Below are 18,165 nucleotides of genomic sequence, written 5' to 3'. Positions count from 1 at the left end.
TCAGTGATGGTCAGATTCTTAACGCCGGCGATGTCCGGCGTTGTCACGTTATAACGCAGTAATGATTAAGAGAATTAAGATTTGAATTATCAGTTGATCACTACCAATGACGCGCTGGAGCAGGTTTGTCTTCAGGCTCAAGCGCACAGCAAAATTGCGCTGGATACCGAATTTGTCCGCACCCGCACTTATTACCCGCAACTGGGCCTGATTCAGCTTTTTGACGGCGAACAGCTCACGCTTATCGATCCTTTGCCGATCACCGCCTGGCAGCCTTTCATTGATTTGCTGGTTAATCCTGATGTCATCAAATTCCTCCATGCCGGCAGTGAAGATCTCGAAGTTTTCCAGAATGCTTTTGGTGTGATGCCAACCCCGCTGATTGATACGCAAATACTGGCCGCTTTCAGCGGGCGTCCGCTTTCCTGTGGTTTTGCCCGTCTGGTGGCAGAAACCACCGGTGTTGAGCTGGATAAAAGTGAATCGCGGACGGACTGGATTGCCCGTCCGCTTAGCGAAAAGCAATGCGTATATGCAGCGGCTGACGTGTGGTATCTGCTGCCGCTGGCCGATCAGCTGATGCGTGAGACTGAAGAAGCAGGGTGGATGGACGCGGCGCTGGACGAATGTCTGGCACTTTGCCGTCGTCGCAGCGAAGTACTGCAACCTGAGCGGGCCTATCTGGAAATCGGCAATGCGTTCCAGCTTCGTCCACGTCAGCTGGGTTGCCTGAAACTGTTGGCCGCATGGCGTCTTAATCAGGCGCGTCAGCGTGACCTGGCGGTAAACTTTGTCGTTCGTGAGGAAAATCTCTGGCAGGTCGCCCGCTATCAGCCGACCTCTCTGGGTGAGCTGGAAGCGCTGGGCCTGAGTGGTCCTGAAATTCGCTATCACGGGCGCACGCTCCTGGCACTGGTGGAAGAATCCAATGGGCTGGATGAATCTGACCTTCCTGCACCGATTTCGAACCTTATCGATCAGCCGGGTTATCGCAAAGTCTTCAAAGACATCAAGGCCCTGATCCAGACCGTGAGCGAAGAAAGCAAACTGAGTGTTGAATTACTGGCATCGCGTCGTCAGATTAACCAGTTGCTGACTTATCACTGGAAGTTAAAAGATAAAGAATCACAGCCGGAATTAATCAGTGGCTGGCGCGGAAAATTATTAGCTGAAAGGCTTAATGAAATTCTGAGCAATTATTGATTCCTTCGTTAAGAAGGAAAAATGAATTCAGGCAGTGAATAAAAAAGAGCGGGCAAATGTCCCGCTCTTTTTTATTCACTGCTAAAAGCATTAGCGGAAAATGGTTGCAGATAACACGTCGTGATGAGGTATACCGAATTAAATCAGTGTAGGGATATCAATTTCAAGCATGAATGAGATGAGTCTTAATCAAAATTTTCCGGAATAAATGAAACCAGTCGGTAAATGAATCCATTTAGTGGATTTATATACAGTGGTTATTGGGAGGGGAAATAAGAATAACAGGGAAAATTGTGAAAAAAACAGTGGCCCCCTGAGGAAACAGAGGGCGCTATGCTGAAAAAAACACCTGTAAACAGGCTAAATGGACTGCTGTCATTTAGGCGCTTCTTCCGACTCTGGCAGGGTGACGTTAAGTTCCAGTACGGAAATATCGTCACCTTTCTGCTCGAACTGAACCTGCAGCATTTCCGGGTCAATCTTAATGTACTTACAGATGACTGCGAGAATATCGCGTTTCAGTTCAGGCAGATACGACGGTTCACTATCCCCACGACGCCGTTCGGCTACGATGATCTGTAGCCGTTCCTTGGCTATATTGGCTGTCGATTTTTTGCGGGACAGAAAGAAATCTAACAATGCCATGGTTTATCCCCCAAAAAGGCGTTTCAGGAAACTCTTCTTCTCTTCCTCAATGAAACGGAATGCACGTTCTTCCCCAAGCAGACGGCTGACAGTATCGTCATACGCTTTACCTGCATCGGATTCCTGATCCAAAATGACCGGTTCGCCCTGATTGGACGCACGCAGTACAGACTGATCTTCAGGGATAACCCCGATCAGAGGAATGCGCAGGATTTCCAGCACATCTTCCATGCTCAGCATGTCGCCACGGCTGACACGGCCCGGGTTATAACGGGTAAGAAGCAGATGTTCTTTGATAGGCTCCTGGCCCAGTTCCGCACGGCGGGATTTTGAAGACAAAATGCCCAGAATACGGTCGGAGTCACGAACGGACGAGACTTCAGGGTTTGTGGTGATCACGGCTTCATCGGCGAAATACAGTGCCATCAGCGCGCCGGTTTCGATACCAGCAGGGGAATCACACACGACGAAATCGAATTCCATCTCGCCTAAATCGTTCAGGATTTTCTCTACGCCTTCACGGGTCAGCGCATCTTTATCGCGCGTCTGTGAAGCCGGAAGAATAAACAGGTTTTCAGTGCGTTTATCTTTGATAAGCGCCTGATTCAGCGTGGCATCACCCTGGATCACGTTCACGAAATCATAAACCACCCGGCGCTCACAGCCCATAATCAAATCGAGATTACGCAGACCGATATCGAAATCGATAACAACAGTCTTTTTGCCTTTTTGAGCTAAACCGGTAGCAATGGCCGCGCTTGAAGTGGTCTTGCCAACGCCCCCTTTACCCGATGTAACAACTATGATGCGTGCCATGAATGGATTCCTTGTCAAAAGGGCTTAGTTTAAAGGTTGTATGGTTAACACATTATTTATCAGGCTGAGGCGCGCTGCCTGACCGAGGTAATCGGCCGGGATTTGATCACTCAACCAGTATTGCCCTGCGATAGAGACTAGTTCAGCGCCTAATTGCGTGCAAAAAATCTGACAATTTGCATCGCCTGCGGCGCCAGCTAACGCTCTGCCTCGCATCATGCCGTAGATGTGGATATTGCCATCGGCAATCAGTTCCGCACCTGCGCTGACACTGCTGGTCACGATGAGGTCGCTGTTACGGGCATAAATCTGTTGGCCGGATCTGACCGGGGTACTGACAATGCGTGTCTTGGCCGGGGCATTGTCGGGCACGACAGGAACCGGTGGTTCAGCAGCGATACGCTGGGCACGACCTTCACTCAGCAGCGGCAAACCGGTGCGGGAAAGTGCGCGTTTTTGCGCTTCGTCTTTACAACCACTGATGCCAACAACGCGAAAGCCTGCAGAAGCGACAGCCTGTTGAATGTCTTTCCAGTTTGCCGCACCTGTGAGTGAAGCAACGTTGATAACAACAGGGGCATTTTTCAAAAAGGCCGGAGCTTGCTCCACTTTTTCCTGTAATGCCTGATAAATAACCTCTGGTTGTGAACTATGTAAATGAACAACCGATAAGGTAAAACTGCTGCCTTTTAGTTCTATTGGCGATTGTGACATCTATCCTGACTCAGTCTCAGCAACTCTAAATCCCCGGAATACGACTCGGGGGGCGATATTCCGATGTACGATAAGCATGTTATAGTTACAGTTATATCTAGGCAAGCCACCGTTTCAATAAAATAGAGTTAAAAAAATGCTTTGTGTGATCTATAGAAGTACTAAACGCGACCAGACTTATCTGTATGTCGAAAAAAAAGACGATTTTTCCCGTGTGCCTGAAGAATTACTGAAAGGTTTTGGTGTGCCTCAGTTCGCAATGATGTTAAATCTGGCGAACCGTGAAAAACTGGCAGCGGCCGATATTGCTAAAGTCCGTCAGTCTCTCGAAGATCAGGGTTATTATCTGCAGGTCCCACCGCCGGCAGAAAGTTTATTGAATATCCATCTTAGCGACACCAGTAAATAACGCATTCCTGACATTTGTTTCGGCATTCCTCGAACTTTCGGACGTGATGACTTGCATTCATCGTTGTAGTGCTCAAAGCTTAGAACGATGAATCACTTGCAGAAGTCAAAAGGAAGAAATTGATGAAATTGTCGGCACTGGCTGTGTTAACACCGCTGATCATCCTCAGCGGTTGTGCAGCACAAAAAGCTACCTCAGGGCAAACCACCACGCCATCCACTCCGGCAACACAGCCTGCCGCCGCCGCACCGGCAGCGCCTTCAGGCAAAACATCTCTGGCAGAGCAGGGGCGGGACCCCGCTGAATTCCCGGCTTATATCGAACAACTCAAAGCGCAGGCGCTCGCTCAGGGCATCAGCCAGCAGACCATCGACAGTACCTTCGCGAATATCCATTTCGTCGACCGCGTGATCAATTCAGACCGCAATCAGTTAGAGAAAAAAATCACCCTCGACGATTATCTGACGCGCGTACTCCCTGAATGGAAAATCAAACAGGGGCAGGAGCAGTTGCAGAACAACCTGCCTGCGCTGACAAAAGCCAGCGACCGCTATGGTGTACAACCACAGTTCATCGTGGCGCTGTGGGCGATGGAAAGCAGCTTCGGCAAAATTCAGGGTAAAGAGGATGTGTTCTCAGCGCTGGCAACGCTTGCCTTTGAAGGTCGTCGTGAAGCCTTCTTCACCAAAGAATTTATGTCAGCACTTAAAATTGTCGATTCGGGCAAAGCCAGCAGCGACATGATGAAAGGTTCCTGGGCCGGAGCGATGGGGCAATCGCAATTTATGCCAAGCTCTTATCTGACTTACGGCGCGGACGGTAACGGCGATGGGAAAATCGATATCTGGAAAAACACCGACGATGTGTTTGCCTCAACGGCCAACTACTTATCTAAAGAAGGCTGGAAGGGCGATCAGGGCTGGGGACAGGAAGTCAAATTACCCGCTAACTTTGACGGCAATCTGACAGGGCTTAAAAATAATCAGATGCATCCGGCCCGTTACTGGCAGCAACTTGGTGTAACCCAGGTGGATGGCAGCCCGCTGGCATCGACAGCCACCCGCGCATGGATGATCACACCGGATGATACGCAGGGGCGCGCGTTCCTGGTTTACGATAACTTCCGTACGATCATGCACTGGAACCGTTCGACCTATTTCGCACTGAGTATCGGCATGATGGCTGATGCTGTAACAGGCGCGCAGACACCGGTGGTTTCCGGCGCGACAACACCGGTTCAGAACATACCTGCACCTTCTGCACCCTTAGCGCCGGCACCGCATAATCCGTTCAGCGGCTGATATTCCTCACATCAAGGAGTGGCTGTATGTACCAACACAGAGACTGGCACGGCGCATTACTCGATTTTCCGGTGAACAAGGTGGTATGTGTCGGTAATAACTATGCAGACCATATCAAAGAGATGGGCGGCAAGCAGTCGGCTGAACCGCTGGTGTTCATTAAACCGGAAACGGCGCTCTGCGATATTCGCCAGCCTGTCGCGATCCCGAAGGATTTCGGCGCTGTGCATCATGAAGTCGAACTTGCGGTACTGATCGGTACTCCGCTTAAACAGGCAACGGAAGATCGCGTAGCTAATGCCATCGCCGGTTACGGGCTGGCATTGGATCTCACGCTGCGGGATTTGCAGACTCAACTTAAAGAGTCCGGACAACCCTGGGAAAGAGCAAAAGGATTTGACGGCTCATGCCCTATCAGTGGGTTTATTCCGGTCAGCGAATTTGGCGATGCGCAGCAGGCCGAATTACTGCTGGAGATCAACGGGCAGACGCGACAGTCAGGCAATACCCGCGACATGCTGACGCCGCTTCTGCCGCTGATTGCCTACATGAGTCGTTTCTTCACGCTGCGTGCCGGTGACATTATTCTGACCGGTACACCTCACGGCGTCGGGCCTCTCCAGGCTGGCGATGAAATCTTAGCGACACTCAATGGTAAGCAAGTCACTACCCGCGTGATATAACGCATTGCAATGAGGTCGCCGGAGCAGCTTTCCGGCGGCTTTACTTGCATCTGACGGCTAAAGCGTCTATATAAGCACCCTTCTTTTATTTATACCGGATGCACATCATGACTGAACCCGCTTTTTGGCAGCAAAAAACGCTGTCTGAAATGACTGACCAAGAATGGGAAGCATTGTGCGACGGCTGCGGGCAATGTTGCTTGCATAAGCTGATTGATGAAGACACGGATGAGATTTACTTCACCAACGTCGCGTGTAACCAGCTCAATATTAAATCTTGTCAGTGCCGCAACTACGAACGCCGTTTCACGCTGGAAGAAGACTGCATCAAACTGACGCGTGAAAACCTGACCACTTTCGACTGGTTGCCGCCTACCTGTGCCTACCGCCTGATAGGCGAGGGCAAACCTCTGTTGCCGTGGCATCCGCTGCTGAACAAAGCGTCCAAATCGGCCATGCACACCGCGCAGATTTCCGTACGTTACATCGCTGTTCGCGAAGACGACGTCGAAGACTGGCAGGATCACATCATGAATAAGCCAAGCTGGGCGAAGTAAGCTCGTTTTGATTGTGCTTTGAAATGAAAAAGCCCCGGCAAATGCCAGGGCTTTTTATGTTTCGGACTAAGACATCAGATTTCTGAATCGGGGCGGACGGCACCGAGTGCATTCAGCGCTTCAGGATCCAGCTCCGGATCGGCTTTATCGATAAGTCGCGTCATTTCAATCAGAGCCTGAAACTGTTCGAACAAAATTTTGGCGTCGGATTTAACAACTTCATCATCAGAGTCGAGCACTGAATTTATGGCTTTATTGACGCTTTCGATGATTTCCTGCGGTCCGCCATTTTTCCCAACAGTAATGAAAATCGCGCCGAGAAGAAGTGACTGCGCCTCAACCTGCGCGGTAAGCTGTTTAGTGTCTGCTTCCATACGGGAGATTTTTGCGATCATACCTAAAATGATATTTTTCATTTATTACCCCTGCAGATCGAAAGTGTAAGTTGCCATTTATTTCTACGCCAGGTTCTGAAAACTGCATAATCTTATTTGGTAAAAGTGGGTTGTTTGTAACACCCCCCCATGAAATTCACGCAGAATACAACAATTCGCAAAACGGGCGTTCAACTAAACGCCCTGCGTATCATGCCTCCGGGTGATTTTTACCTTCTTCAATGAAATCTTCATCAATCTCATCGGTATTGTTTTGATGATCGCGCCCGGAAAGAATGTTCCAGCAGGCGATGAACAATGCCGCAATCAGAGGGCCAATCACAAAGCCGTTAATGCCGTAGACTTCCATGCCGCCCAGCGTGGTGATAAGGATCAGGTAATCCGGCATTTTGGTATCTTTGCCGACCAGCAGCGGACGTAAAACGTTATCGACAATACCGATGACCACAACGAAGAAGACCACGATGAAGATCCCCTGCCACAGCATTCCTGAAGCGAAGAAATAAATGGCAGCCGGTACCCAGATAATGGCTGATCCTACCGCCGGAATGATTGACAAGAAAGCCATCAGCGCGCCCCAAAGAAGGCTGCCATCCAGACCTGCAATATAAAATGCTAGTCCGCCCAGAGCGCCCTGAACGATTGCTACCACTACCGTCCCTTTCACTGTTGCACGGGACACGGCAGCAAACTTCATAAACAAATGGTGTTTAACGTGGCGGGAAAGCGGCAGGGCTTCCAGCGTAAGATTGACCAGATAGGCGCCATCTTTTAGCAGGAAGAACAGGATATACAGCATGATGCCAAAACCGACTACAAAGCCGAATGTGCTTTTACCGATAACAAATACACTGCCTGCCAGATACTGACTGCCTTGCAGGGCGACGTCGGAAAGCTTTTTCTGAATTTCAATCGTACTGTCCAGATTATGTTCCGACAGGAAATGTCTGGCCCAGCGCGGTAAATGGTGGATAGTATCAGTCAGCATGACCGGCAACTGTGAGTCATTCCCCTGAAGTTTGGTGTAAACCGCATTGAATTCGATGGCCAGCGAAGAAGTAATAATCGCCAGCGGTGTGAAGACAATCAGACAAATAATCATAACGGTTAAAAAAGAAACAAGACCATTACGGTCACCGACATATTGCTTAAGCCGGTTTTTAAGCGGATTAAAAATAACTGCGAGAATAACTGCCCATAGCACGGAAGAATAATAAGGCCTCAATACATCGAAAAAAGCCAAAGTTACGATGAAAAGAATCGCGATGAAAAAACCTTTTGAAAACCCTTTGACGACCATACTTGTTCCTCTGATGAACCTTTTTGCCCTCGTAGCATAGAACTCATTGAGGTTTTTACAAATTAAGGTCTTTTTTTGCTCAATATTCGTGGCAACACTGCGGATTGTTAAAGGCCCGGAGGAAAAATCAGCGGGCCCGTTGTCGTATTTCTCTTTATTTAAAGAATCCATAAAAAATGAAACCGACCGCGGCCCAGAAAAGAACACAGGCTCCGACGCAAATTATCCAGATGAGCCAGACAGGGAGATTTTTCATAGCAGTTCCAGATTAGTCATATAAATCATTCAAATTAAAAGAGTCTGCATTCCCTGCGTAAAGATGCTGATTTCCATAGAAAAGGCGCCCTGAGGCGCCCTGATGAATTCTGTGCTTAATTAACGGCCGAACAAATCACGACGTTTTGGTTTCACAAACTGTGCCAGCAGTACCAGGATCGCAATCACCATAAATACGCTGAAAACAACGACCAGCCATTGCGGCATACCGAGCGAAAGGAATTCCCACTGCTTTTCCGCGCAATCACCGCTGGCAATAAACATCCACGGGAACCATTTGTCCAGCGGCAACCAGGTCGGGAAGCGGGCAGCAAAATCACAAGTCGCGAACGGAGAAGGATGCAGCTGGATCATGGTGTGTTCCCATGACAGGCGGATCCCTTCGTAAGCACTGTAAATCCAGATAAGAATACCGGCATAACGTAGCCAGGTGGAGGGGGCAATTGCACCGACCAGGCCAGCCGCCAGAATACCCATCAACGCACAGCGTTCATAAATACACATGACACAAGGTTTAAGAAGCATCACGTGTTGGAAATACAACGCGACCAGCTCAAGAGCCAGGGCGGTTAGAGTCATCAGAAGCCATGCACCGCGGCCTTGAGAGCAGCGGTTAAGATATTGCAACATAGTAAATTTTCCCTGCAGTTAGCTACTGAGACGCAGTGTAAACCAATTGCTCCCTGCTGCCAGCCTGTCAGAATAAATATTAGGTAAATAAATAATATGAATCGGACATTTCACGTTTAAATCCGGTAATTTTCAAGATTGCAAGCTTCCAGAAAATTACCGGGTACGTCTTCGGGATCAGCGAGGCATGAGCAATTCACTGGCCGGTGGCAAACTCAGCCATCCCATATTCGTAAACCACTGCGTCATATCCGGCAGCAGATATTGTACGCAAAGCAAACCCACCAGCGTCATCACTAACGTGTAAGGCAGCGCCATCCAGACCATTTTTCCGTAAGAAAGACGGATAAGCGGAGCAAGGGCGGAAGTCAGCAGGAACAGGAATGCCGCCTGACCGTTAGGAGTGGCCACTGAGGGCAGATTTGTCCCGGTATTGATCGCGACCGCCAGCAATTCGAACTGCTTGAGGTCAATCACGCCATTAACCAGCGCCGATTTCGCTTCATTGATATAAACGGTGCCGACAAAAACATTATCAGAAACAGAAGAAAGCAAGCCATTGAACAGATAGAACAATGACAGTTGGTTTGACGGCGCTGACTGAAGCACATAGTGAATGATTGGAGTGAACAGGTGCTGTTCGATGATTACGGCAACGATGGCAAAAAAGACAGTCAGCAGGGCGGTGAAGGGCAGGGAATCCTGGAAAGCTTTACCAATTGCATGTTCATCCGTCACACCGCAAAACGCAGTAGCAAAGATAATGACCGTCAGGCCGATCAACCCAACTTCTGCCAGATGGAAAGCCAGCGCGATAATTAGCCATACACCTATGACGACCTGTACCGCCAGCTTAATGCGCTCCTGTTTGGTAATGTTCTCGCTGTTCTTTTGATCGAACTTTTTGAGCACTTCATACACCGGATGTGGCAGTTTTGCGCCATAGCCAAACAGACGAAAACGTTCCACCAGCGCGCAAACCACGAAACCACATATAAACACCGGCACAGTAACCGGAGACATGCGGATCAGGAAATCGACAAACTGCCAGTCGGCGCTTTTGGCGATAATCAGGTTCTGCGGTTCACCGACCATCGTCATCACGCCACCGAGCGCAGTACCGACGCCTGCATGCATCATCAGGCTGCGTAAGAATGCACGGAACTGTTCCAACACGGCCTGGTGCTGCTGATTACCGGTAAACGTGCTGTCGTCGGTCACGTCCGCGCTTTCACTCTGATTTGAGGCGAAATTGTGGTAAATCGAATAGAAACCGACGGAAACGCTGATCACCACGGCGATAACTGTCAGAGCATCGAGGAAGGCAGAGAGAAAAGCGGCAGCGAAACAAAAGGCCATCGATAGCGCGATTTTATTTCTCAGATTTAGCAGCAGTTTGGTAAAAACGGTCAGCAGGAGTTGCTTCATAAAGTAGATGCCCGCAACCATGAAAATCAGCAGCAGGATGACTTCGAGGTTGGCCGAAATCTCTTCGCGAATGCGCTCTGCGGTGGTCATACCGATCATGACCGCTTCGATAGCCAGCAGACCGCCCGGCTGGAGTGGATAGCATTTAAGCGCCATACCCAGTGTAAAAATGAACTCGACGACCAGCAGCCATCCGGCTAAAAACGGACTGACCAGAAAGAAAATCAACGGGTTAATAATCAAAAACGTCAGGATGGTAATTTTGTACCAGTTAGGAGACTGCCCCAAAAAGTTTTTAATAAATGCGCGACTGTAGGTTGTTTCCATATTCCCCAGAACTCCTTTGTCTGTAATTTATAGTTGTATCAAAAACATAGGCCAGTTTAATTGTCTGACTGAAATTTTCCACCAGAAAGGACAGTCACATAACCCTGTAAGAGATTTGAAATTCTGCCAACCCCTGCACAGTTTCAACATTTGTTCTGCCTGAGTGCTATAACCGGCGTTTTTCATCTGGTATGATGAGCTGAACTATATCCCCAATAAAAGCCTCACACGGAACGACAAACACATGGTTATTAAGGCACAAAGTCCTGCCGGTTTTGCCGAAGAGTATATCATCGAAAGTATCTGGAACAGCCGCTTCCCTCCGGGCTCTATTTTGCCCGCAGAGAGAGAACTTTCAGAACTCATTGGCGTGACCCGAACCACATTGCGTGAAGTGTTACAGCGGCTTGCCCGGGATGGCTGGTTGACAATTCAGCATGGTAAACCGACCAAGGTGAACAATTTTTGGGAAACGTCGGGTCTGAATATTCTGGAAACACTGGCGCGTCTTGATCACGAAAGCGTACCGCAGCTCATTGATAATTTGCTGTCTGTTCGTACCAACATTGCAACGATTTTTATCCGTAAAGCGATGCGTAGCAATCCGGAAGAAACCCAGCGGGTACTGGCCAAAGCCGCTGAAGTTGAAGATCATGCCGAGGCCTTCACGGCGCTCGATTATGGTATTTTCCGTGGTCTGGCCTTTGCTTCCGGCAATCCAATTTACGGGCTGATCATCAACGGATTACGCGGATTGTATACCCGCGTAGGACGTTATTACTTCTCCAATCCTGAAGCGCGTAAACTGGCGATCAATTTCTATAAAAAACTATCCGATATCTGCCACGAAAAAAGTTACGAGCAGATTGTTGATTCCGTTCGTAATTATGGTCGTCAGAGTGGTGAAATCTGGCACAGTATGCAGAGCGCGATGCCGGGTGATCTGACCGAACAGAAGCATCGTTAAATTTCGGACTGTTTGGGAACACTAATGAAGCTGATGGTAACCAGCGTAAAGCCGGTTACCTCAAAATCCACAGATCGGTGCAGTAAGTTGTTTCCGTTCCGAAGTATACAAATGGCCAGCGTTGCTGGCCTTTTTGCTTTTAGAATCACTTTGACTGATTAGTACCTAAAGTTTCTTTGTAACGTTTCCTGCATCTATATCGCAGGGCCTATGTTCCTACCCCTCCAGACCAGTTTCTTAAGTTAAGTCACAAACTAAGAAATAAATTATTTACATTCTGAAAATGTAGCAGGCATCAGATCGGGTTTGTTTTTAATCAAATTACAACATCCATCAATGAACGGTATTATTTCCGCTCTGCCATAAACTATTGCTGCTTCACATGCACTTCTCTCTCTGACTCCTGTAACGGGTGACATATCGAGAATTGCTCCGTTATCAATTAACAATCTTGCAAAATCAATATTATTTTTCCAGATTGCAACCAGTAATGCTGTATTATTAGGCCGTAATTCGTTAATTGTATTGACATCAGCCCCAAGAGAAATCAGATGTTTGGCTATTTGTTGATGTTCTTTAGAACCATAATATGCTGCATTCATTAGTGGCGTGTCATTGTCATCCTTTGTAATGCCATTTACATCTGCCTTTGCGACATCGACCAGAAAATAAACTGCTTCAGTGTTGGGCCTGCTCATTGCTAAGCTTAAAGCCTCACTTCTATCAGGTAGAGTGATCTCATTACATTGTTTAACGTTGTTAGTTTTACAGCGTTTATCTTTGAGGCATTTTTCACAAAAATACCATCTATTTTTTAATCCCTCTATTTCATATGGAAAACTGGCTACGTTACTTATTTTAAAATCTCTTTTAATCTCAGATTCATCACAGCCAGTAATTGTGAATATGATAACTGCTAATACGACTGTGGTGGCTATTTTTAACATCATCATCTCTTAAAATGTCGCTATTGCTTAAAAGTTTCACAGTGCTAAATATTTTGAGTCTTCTTTAGCTATATGAATCTGGGAATGTATGTTGACACCTTTCAAATTCGCCTATTTTTGTGCCGCGTCATATGCAGAACCACCGAATTTTTCCACTGCTGACTGATAAATAACCGCAGTTGCTCTACAGCTATAAAGTGTGTTTTGAGCTTCGGGAATTCCTTCCAACATCCCCAGGGCCCTATCACATGCTAATACTATATTTTTTCCTAATTCTGTATCACATGCTGGTTTACTTGTACCTCTAGTTTCATAGCATTTGTCGTGAATTTTACAAGCTTTAGTAAAGTCAGCACCATACATACCATCCGGAACATATCTGTCAGTCTTAGCATCACCACAACCCGCTCCCCAAGGCTGGCCATCAGGACGCATTGAGGGCGATGATGTTGGTGATGTAGCCGGTGTCCCAGATTTAATTCCTGCTTGCTTGAGTAGGATATCCCAACTCGCCAAACCAAGAGGATCAACCTGTTCTATCGGATTATTTGTATATGAATACCCATTCCATCCCCCCATCAACCCAATCGGATCCTGAGTAATATACCGCCCCTGCGCCGGGTCATAATAACGATGCCGGTTGTAATGCAGCCCCGATTCCTCATCAAATTGCTGTCCCTGCATGCGGATGGGCTGGCGCAGTTTGTGGGGGTTATCGCAGCTCTGCACGTTGCCCCAGACGTCAATGTCCGCGTTCCATTCCACTTTGCCGTTTTTGTGATTAACCAGCCCGATTGGCGTCCCCAGAGGGTCGCAGTGGAACAGGTGCAGTGCCATTTCGTGACTTTCCGGCAGCGGGTCGACCCACAGCGCGATGTTTTCGGCTTTCAGGCTGACGGAGGCCAGCCATTGGTGATTCGCCTCGCTCACCTGATTGCGCCGGATTTCCTGCTCAATCACGTTAAAACGCTCATGAATATCCGGCGGGAACACGCCGCCCGCGTCCTCTTCGAGTTTTTCCGCCAGCGTGCGGTGGCTGTCTTCTGCCCGCGCGTGCTCGGCGCGCAGCAGCGGCACAAAGCTGCCAAGGTGATAAATGGTGTGCAGCTGGATGTCCCGGTTTTCGGTCAGCACCAGCCGGTCGCCGTCCCAGCCAAACCAGGTGTTTTGCGTGTCGGTTTCCTGCGTTTGCGGATTCAGCGTGCTCACCTGTTTGCCGACGCGCCGCCCGAGCGGGTCGTAAATATAGCGCGCCCGCGTGGTGGTCTGGCCGTTCTGCTCAATGGTAAAGCGCGTCAGCCGGTGCGTGCGGTCATACGCGAAGGTGTGTACCGCCTCATCGTCGTGCGAATGCTGTACCCAGCCCGCGTAATAAGGCCGTTTTGCGGTCAGATTCCCCCACACATCGTATTCATACTGATACCGCTCGTCGTGCTGAATGCGGTTGCCGTGCCAGACCGGAAGCTCGTTTATCGGAGCCGGATGCGAATCATGATGCGTGAGCGTGCGGTTGCCCGCCGGGTCGGTCAGGGTGGTCAGCACGCCCGCCGGTGAGCTGACGCTGTGCAGCCTGCCTGCGGGCGTGTAGCGGTAAAAATGGTCGCCTCCGCCGGTGGACATCTGCGTCATTTGTCCGGCGGCGTTGTAGTGATAATTGCGGGTTAGATGACCGCCTGATAAAGCGTGTTGCCCGGCAAGTTGCCCGGTGCGGGAATAGGTTTTTTCAGACTGCCAGTGTTGGCCGAACTGCCGCGAGGTTTCCCGGTGCAGTTTGTCGCGACCGAGCTCCAGCATGACGTCGTCGCCGAGTCTGACACCCAGCAGATGGCCGGGGCCGTAGGTCTGCCAGCGGATGTCCGGCAGGCCGTCGCAGTTTAAGGACGATTCAAAACCGCGCGGGTCGAACTGGCGGCGCACGGTGTGCTGCCACAGCAGGTCGCCGCTGGCGTTGTGGATAATCTGGCGCTCGCCGGTAAGGTTATCGTTGGCGTCATACTGAAAGCGCACGCTGACCAGATGGGTCTCGCTGCGGTGGCCGGTTTCCAGCACCCGACCGGAGGCGTCGTAGCGCCACAGCACGTCGTCCGGGCCGTCGCTGAGGCCGGGACGCTGCTGGCGGATAAGCTGGCCTTCGTCGTCGTAGTGCCAGAGCGTGGTCAGCCCGGCGTCGTCGCTCTGAACCAGCTGACCGGCGGCGTTGTAGCGATAACCCTGCGTGCGTCCGTCAAAGCCAATTTCCTGCGTCAGCCGGTCCATCACGTCGTAGCTGAACCGGGTTTCAGCATCATTTTCATTGACCAGGCGGACAAGCCTGCCCGCGCTGTCGAACTCTGTCCGGCGCGTTAACCCGCCGTCACTTTGGCTTGCCGGATTGCCGCGGGCGTCGTAACTTTGCACACTTTTACTGCCGTCAGGGCGGGTAACCGACATCACGTCACCGGCGTCATCATATTCCCACTGCGTCCGGTTTCCGGCGGCATCCGTACTGGCAATCCGCCGTCCACGCGCATCGTACTCAAAGCGGATGGTTATACCTTCTTCATGCAGGATTTCTACCGGCTGACCGTCGCGGTTGTAGCGGTACGAAGTTTTATAGCCGGAGCAGTCGGTAAACGACGTCAGCAAACCCAACGCGTTCCATTCGAGTTCCTGTCTGCCGCCCGCGGCGTCTTCCGTCGCGCAAGGCTGCGCACTGTTTTCATCCGCGTAGTGATAGCGGCGGGTCTGGCTCAGGGCGTCGGTTTCAGCCGTCAGACGCCCAAGCTCGTCATACTTTTTATCCACCCGACGCCCGTCCGGCGCAATGGCGGTAACCAGCTGGCCGGCGCCGTTGTAGCTGAACTGGCTGCGCTTTTCGCCGTCGGGATACAGGATTGCGACCAGCGCGCCGTTGGCCGGATTCAGCTGAAATTTTGTGATGCGCCCGAGGCTATCGGTCTGCGAGGTCAGCCGCCCCTGCGTATCAAAGGTGCTCTGCGTACTGCTGCCGTCGGGCTGCTCAAGCTTCACCACCCGGCGTAATCCGCGCTCGCCCTCGAAGTGGTAGACGCGCACGCGCCCGAGGTTGTCGGTGACGCGGGTCTGGTCAGAACGGTATTCAAACTGATAACTGAGGCCGCCGGGATTCACCTGAGAAATGACTTTGCCGGAGGCATCATCGTAGACGTAGCGCGTTGCGGGCCTTCCGGCGTACTGGTGCGCGGTCATCAGGCCGCTATTTTCAGGATGCCAGTCAAAGCGGCGGACGATTTCGCCCGCACGGTCGTACACGGTTTTCAGCTCGCCGCGCGGCGTGTAGTCGTAACGGACCAGCGGTTTATCGGGCAAATCCGGAAAGCTCAGGTCTTTTGCCAGCCAGACAGCAACTAAGCGCACGCCAGAATCTTCGCCCCGGCCGGTGTTCAGCGCGGGTTTAAAGTCCACAAGCCGCGTCAGCTCAAGGCGAAAGCGCCGCCCGGCACTGTCGGTAACACCGGTAATGTGTCCGGCAAACTCAGCCTGCGTATCGCGGTGATAGCGCAGCGTATTACCGAAGCGGTCGGTTAATCCGAGCAGTTCGCGCGAGGCAGGCAGAGGGCGCGGCAGCTCGTTCTGCGCCGTTTCGGGTAACTGAACGCAGCCTAAAATCCACCACGGACCGGTGGCGTCGTTCGCCACGAAATAGTCATCGGGACTGTTGCGAAGCTCCTGCGGCAGCGCCTGCCACAGTTTGCTGAGCGGATGCGCGCTGTTTTGCGTATCAATACCACCGCGCGCCAGCCAGAGCTTTTCGCTGTTGCTGAAGGCAATCTGGCCCGGCGGCAGCAGATGAAAATGCAGGCTGCGCCCGCCGTTGTCGTTCAAAATCAGTTCATCCGCGCGAATTTGCAGGCGGATGTCTGCCGCGGCGGTCCAGCCGGGGCCGAACAGCCCGACCGGCGCGGGCGTATCCGTTTTATAGCTGCTGTAGGAGCGGCTGAGGACAAACGGCAGCGCCGCGGGCAGCGCGATATCGGTCTCGTCCGGCAGGACTTTAGCGCCCAGCGACGGGTTGACCGGGCTCCCCACTTTGACCCCGCCGGGGCAAACCGAGCACGCCACGCCGGTCGGCGCGCCAATCATTACGCCCAGCGAGCCCTGAACAATCGGGCCACCAATGGCGGTCATATCCTTCTGCCGTGCTGCCGGAAATCCGGTCATGGGGTAAATCCTTTTAATGTTAATATTTTAAATAAACGGAGGAGTTGCGCCTGCTGGCGGCATGTCGCTGCTTCCCGAGGCCGGTGGGGCGGGTGGTGGCGCTACCGATAATCCGCAGTTAAGATTTATGAGTGCCGAGTCACTGTTAACCATCGCGACTCCCTGCATATGTAATGTGGTGCCGGAGAGAAAAATGCTGCCATCTTTGGTTAGTACGATTTTGGCGGCGCCACAACTGAGCTCCAGATGGTCTCCGGCTGAATATAGCGAGGTCTTGCCGGCCATTTCGCTTTTGATTTCACCTACGCTCAGCTTCATTTTTTTCCCGACGTCGATGCTGTACGTTTGTCCTACATTCAACGTTTTTAAGACGCCGATCTCAGAGGATTGCGATACCCCAACGGTAGTGTTCATGCTGCTGCCCACGGAAACCTGATACGCAATCCCAACAGATAATGCGCTCAAAAAACCGACCGTTTCAGTTTTAATGATGCCGACAGTTTCTGATTTGTTATTTCCCACATTGACCACCTGGTTAGAGGTGATGGTTTCAATCTGGTTTGCACCCACGTTTTGTATCTGGTTTTTAGCAATGGTTATTGCCTGATTACCGCCAACTTTTTCTGTGTGGTTGGCAACCACATCCGTCATCCTGTTATTCAGCACCTTGGTCTTCATGTCCTTCTGGGCATGGATCGAAAGCAATTCCTGCGCGGTGGCATCTTCGAACATCAGCTCGTTGTAGCCGCTGCCTTTGTAGGTTTGTGAGCGGATCGCCATCTGCGTTTTAGTGCCGGGTAAGCTACCGGGTGAGCGGTTGCTGGCGTGATAGGTGCGACCGGTGATGATAGGTTGGTCCGGGTCGCCGTTGAGGAAATCGACGATCACTTCCTGGCCGACGCGCGGAATGGCGATGTTGCCAAAACCGGTGCCTGCCCATGCCTGCGAGACGCGGATCCAGCATGAACTGCCTTCGTTGGCTTTGTTGTAGCGATCCCAGGCAAATTTCACCCGCACGCGCCCGTGCTCATCGCAGAAAATTTCTTCTCCCGGCGGGCCGGTAACGATGGCAATCTGCGGGCCGTCAATGCGCGGTTTGGGATGCGGTACCGACCGCCACGTTTGCGTCGCCGGGATCACCTGAAAGTGGCTGGAAAGGGTGGTTCCCTGACCTTCGTTACCAATCAGCGCCTGCGGCTGATCGCCCTGAATTTCGCAGGCGATCACCTGCCACTGAGAGTTCAAATCCTCACGGGGATGGTCCGTCAGCGCAAAGCACAAACCCGGCTGCATGCGCGGGGAATTAGACGTTCCGGAGACCATATCCGCGTTATTACGCCAGCCTTCAATCTGATAGCGGGCAAAATCTTCGCCGTGCTGTTCGTCTT

General features: G+C 51.0%; 16 protein-coding genes. 6 read left to right on the top strand and 10 right to left on the bottom strand.

The window, feature by feature from the left end; all coding sequences use genetic code 11:
* Positions 1 to 81: 81 nt before the first annotated feature.
* Positions 82 to 1,203, top strand: a complete 1,122-nt coding sequence (rnd, locus tag J1784_RS02690; RefSeq protein ID WP_217147911.1) for a ribonuclease D — start codon at positions 82 to 84, stop codon at positions 1,201 to 1,203.
* 375 nt (positions 1,204 to 1,578) lie between these two features.
* Here rnd and minE read toward each other — a convergent pair whose 3' ends face one another.
* From minE to minC, 3 genes are read right to left on the bottom strand one after another with little or no spacing between them, the layout of a single operon-like run.
* Positions 1,579 to 1,848: a cell division topological specificity factor MinE gene (gene minE / locus J1784_RS02685; protein ID WP_112290033.1), complete on the bottom strand. Its 270-nt coding sequence runs from the start codon at positions 1,846 to 1,848 to the stop codon at positions 1,579 to 1,581.
* 3 nt (positions 1,849 to 1,851) lie between these two features.
* A complete protein-coding gene (gene minD / locus J1784_RS02680) occupies positions 1,852 to 2,664 on the bottom strand; it encodes a septum site-determining protein MinD (protein ID WP_217147910.1) in 813 nt (270 codons plus the stop codon).
* Positions 2,665 to 2,688: 24 nt separating this feature from the next.
* Positions 2,689 to 3,378, bottom strand: coding sequence for a septum site-determining protein MinC (gene minC, locus J1784_RS02675; protein ID WP_112290035.1), 690 nt, complete (start codon positions 3,376 to 3,378; stop codon positions 2,689 to 2,691).
* A 136-nt stretch (positions 3,379 to 3,514) separates the two neighbouring features.
* On the opposite strand from minC, the gene J1784_RS02670 reads away from it, so the two are divergent.
* The 4 genes from J1784_RS02670 to J1784_RS02655 all read left to right on the top strand — a co-directional run bounded on the left by J1784_RS02670 (position 3,515) and on the right by J1784_RS02655 (position 6,328).
* The gene (locus J1784_RS02670) at positions 3,515 to 3,787 is read left to right on the top strand and encodes a YcgL domain-containing protein (protein WP_217147909.1); all 273 of its coding nucleotides are present in this window, start codon (positions 3,515 to 3,517) and stop codon (positions 3,785 to 3,787) included.
* A 122-nt stretch (positions 3,788 to 3,909) separates the two neighbouring features.
* Complete coding sequence (locus tag J1784_RS02665; protein WP_217147908.1) at positions 3,910 to 5,088, top strand: lytic murein transglycosylase; 1,179 nt, start codon at positions 3,910 to 3,912, stop codon at positions 5,086 to 5,088.
* Positions 5,089 to 5,114: 26 nt separating this feature from the next.
* Positions 5,115 to 5,771 carry a fumarylacetoacetate hydrolase family protein gene (locus tag J1784_RS02660; RefSeq protein ID WP_217147907.1) on the top strand — a complete coding sequence of 219 codons (657 nt, stop codon included), beginning with the start codon at positions 5,115 to 5,117 and terminating at the stop codon, positions 5,769 to 5,771.
* Positions 5,772 to 5,878: 107 nt separating this feature from the next.
* Positions 5,879 to 6,328, top strand: a complete 450-nt coding sequence (locus tag J1784_RS02655) for a YcgN family cysteine cluster protein (RefSeq protein WP_120131200.1) — start codon at positions 5,879 to 5,881, stop codon at positions 6,326 to 6,328.
* Positions 6,329 to 6,402: 74 nt separating this feature from the next.
* Here J1784_RS02655 and iraP read toward each other — a convergent pair whose 3' ends face one another.
* From iraP to nhaB, 4 genes are all read right to left on the bottom strand, one after another.
* On the bottom strand, positions 6,403 to 6,744 hold the full coding sequence (gene iraP, locus J1784_RS02650; protein WP_217147906.1) for an anti-adapter protein IraP: 342 nt from the start codon (positions 6,742 to 6,744) through the stop codon (positions 6,403 to 6,405).
* A gap of 169 nt (positions 6,745 to 6,913) precedes the next feature.
* Complete coding sequence (locus J1784_RS02645) at positions 6,914 to 8,023, bottom strand: AI-2E family transporter (protein WP_217147905.1); 1,110 nt, start codon at positions 8,021 to 8,023, stop codon at positions 6,914 to 6,916.
* A gap of 375 nt (positions 8,024 to 8,398) precedes the next feature.
* The gene (gene dsbB, locus J1784_RS02640; protein ID WP_217147904.1) at positions 8,399 to 8,929 is read right to left on the bottom strand and encodes a disulfide bond formation protein DsbB; all 531 of its coding nucleotides are present in this window, start codon (positions 8,927 to 8,929) and stop codon (positions 8,399 to 8,401) included.
* 177 nt (positions 8,930 to 9,106) lie between these two features.
* On the bottom strand, positions 9,107 to 10,684 hold the full coding sequence (gene nhaB / locus J1784_RS02635; protein ID WP_217147903.1) for a sodium/proton antiporter NhaB: 1,578 nt from the start codon (positions 10,682 to 10,684) through the stop codon (positions 9,107 to 9,109).
* 244 nt (positions 10,685 to 10,928) lie between these two features.
* Here nhaB and fadR point away from each other — a divergent pair, with 244 nt between their 5' ends.
* On the top strand, positions 10,929 to 11,651 hold the full coding sequence (gene fadR / locus J1784_RS02630) for a fatty acid metabolism transcriptional regulator FadR (RefSeq protein WP_217147902.1): 723 nt from the start codon (positions 10,929 to 10,931) through the stop codon (positions 11,649 to 11,651).
* 266 nt (positions 11,652 to 11,917) lie between these two features.
* Here the strand turns inward: fadR and J1784_RS02625 are convergent, their stop codons facing one another.
* The 3 genes from J1784_RS02625 to tssI all read right to left on the bottom strand — a co-directional run.
* The gene (locus J1784_RS02625; protein WP_238485359.1) at positions 11,918 to 12,598 is read right to left on the bottom strand and encodes an ankyrin repeat domain-containing protein; all 681 of its coding nucleotides are present in this window, start codon (positions 12,596 to 12,598) and stop codon (positions 11,918 to 11,920) included.
* Positions 12,599 to 12,709: 111 nt separating this feature from the next.
* A complete protein-coding gene (locus tag J1784_RS02620; protein WP_217147901.1) occupies positions 12,710 to 16,777 on the bottom strand; it encodes an RHS repeat-associated core domain-containing protein in 4,068 nt (1,355 codons plus the stop codon).
* Positions 16,778 to 16,804: 27 nt separating this feature from the next.
* Positions 16,805 to 18,165: type VI secretion system tip protein TssI/VgrG (tssI, locus tag J1784_RS02615; protein ID WP_217147900.1), on the bottom strand; the 1,361-nt coding region annotated here is incomplete at its 5' end.

Source organism: Rahnella ecdela, assembly GCF_019049625.1.
Lineage (GTDB): Bacteria > Pseudomonadota > Gammaproteobacteria > Enterobacterales > Enterobacteriaceae > Rahnella > Rahnella ecdela.
This window is presented reverse-complemented; position numbering and strand designations above follow the sequence as displayed.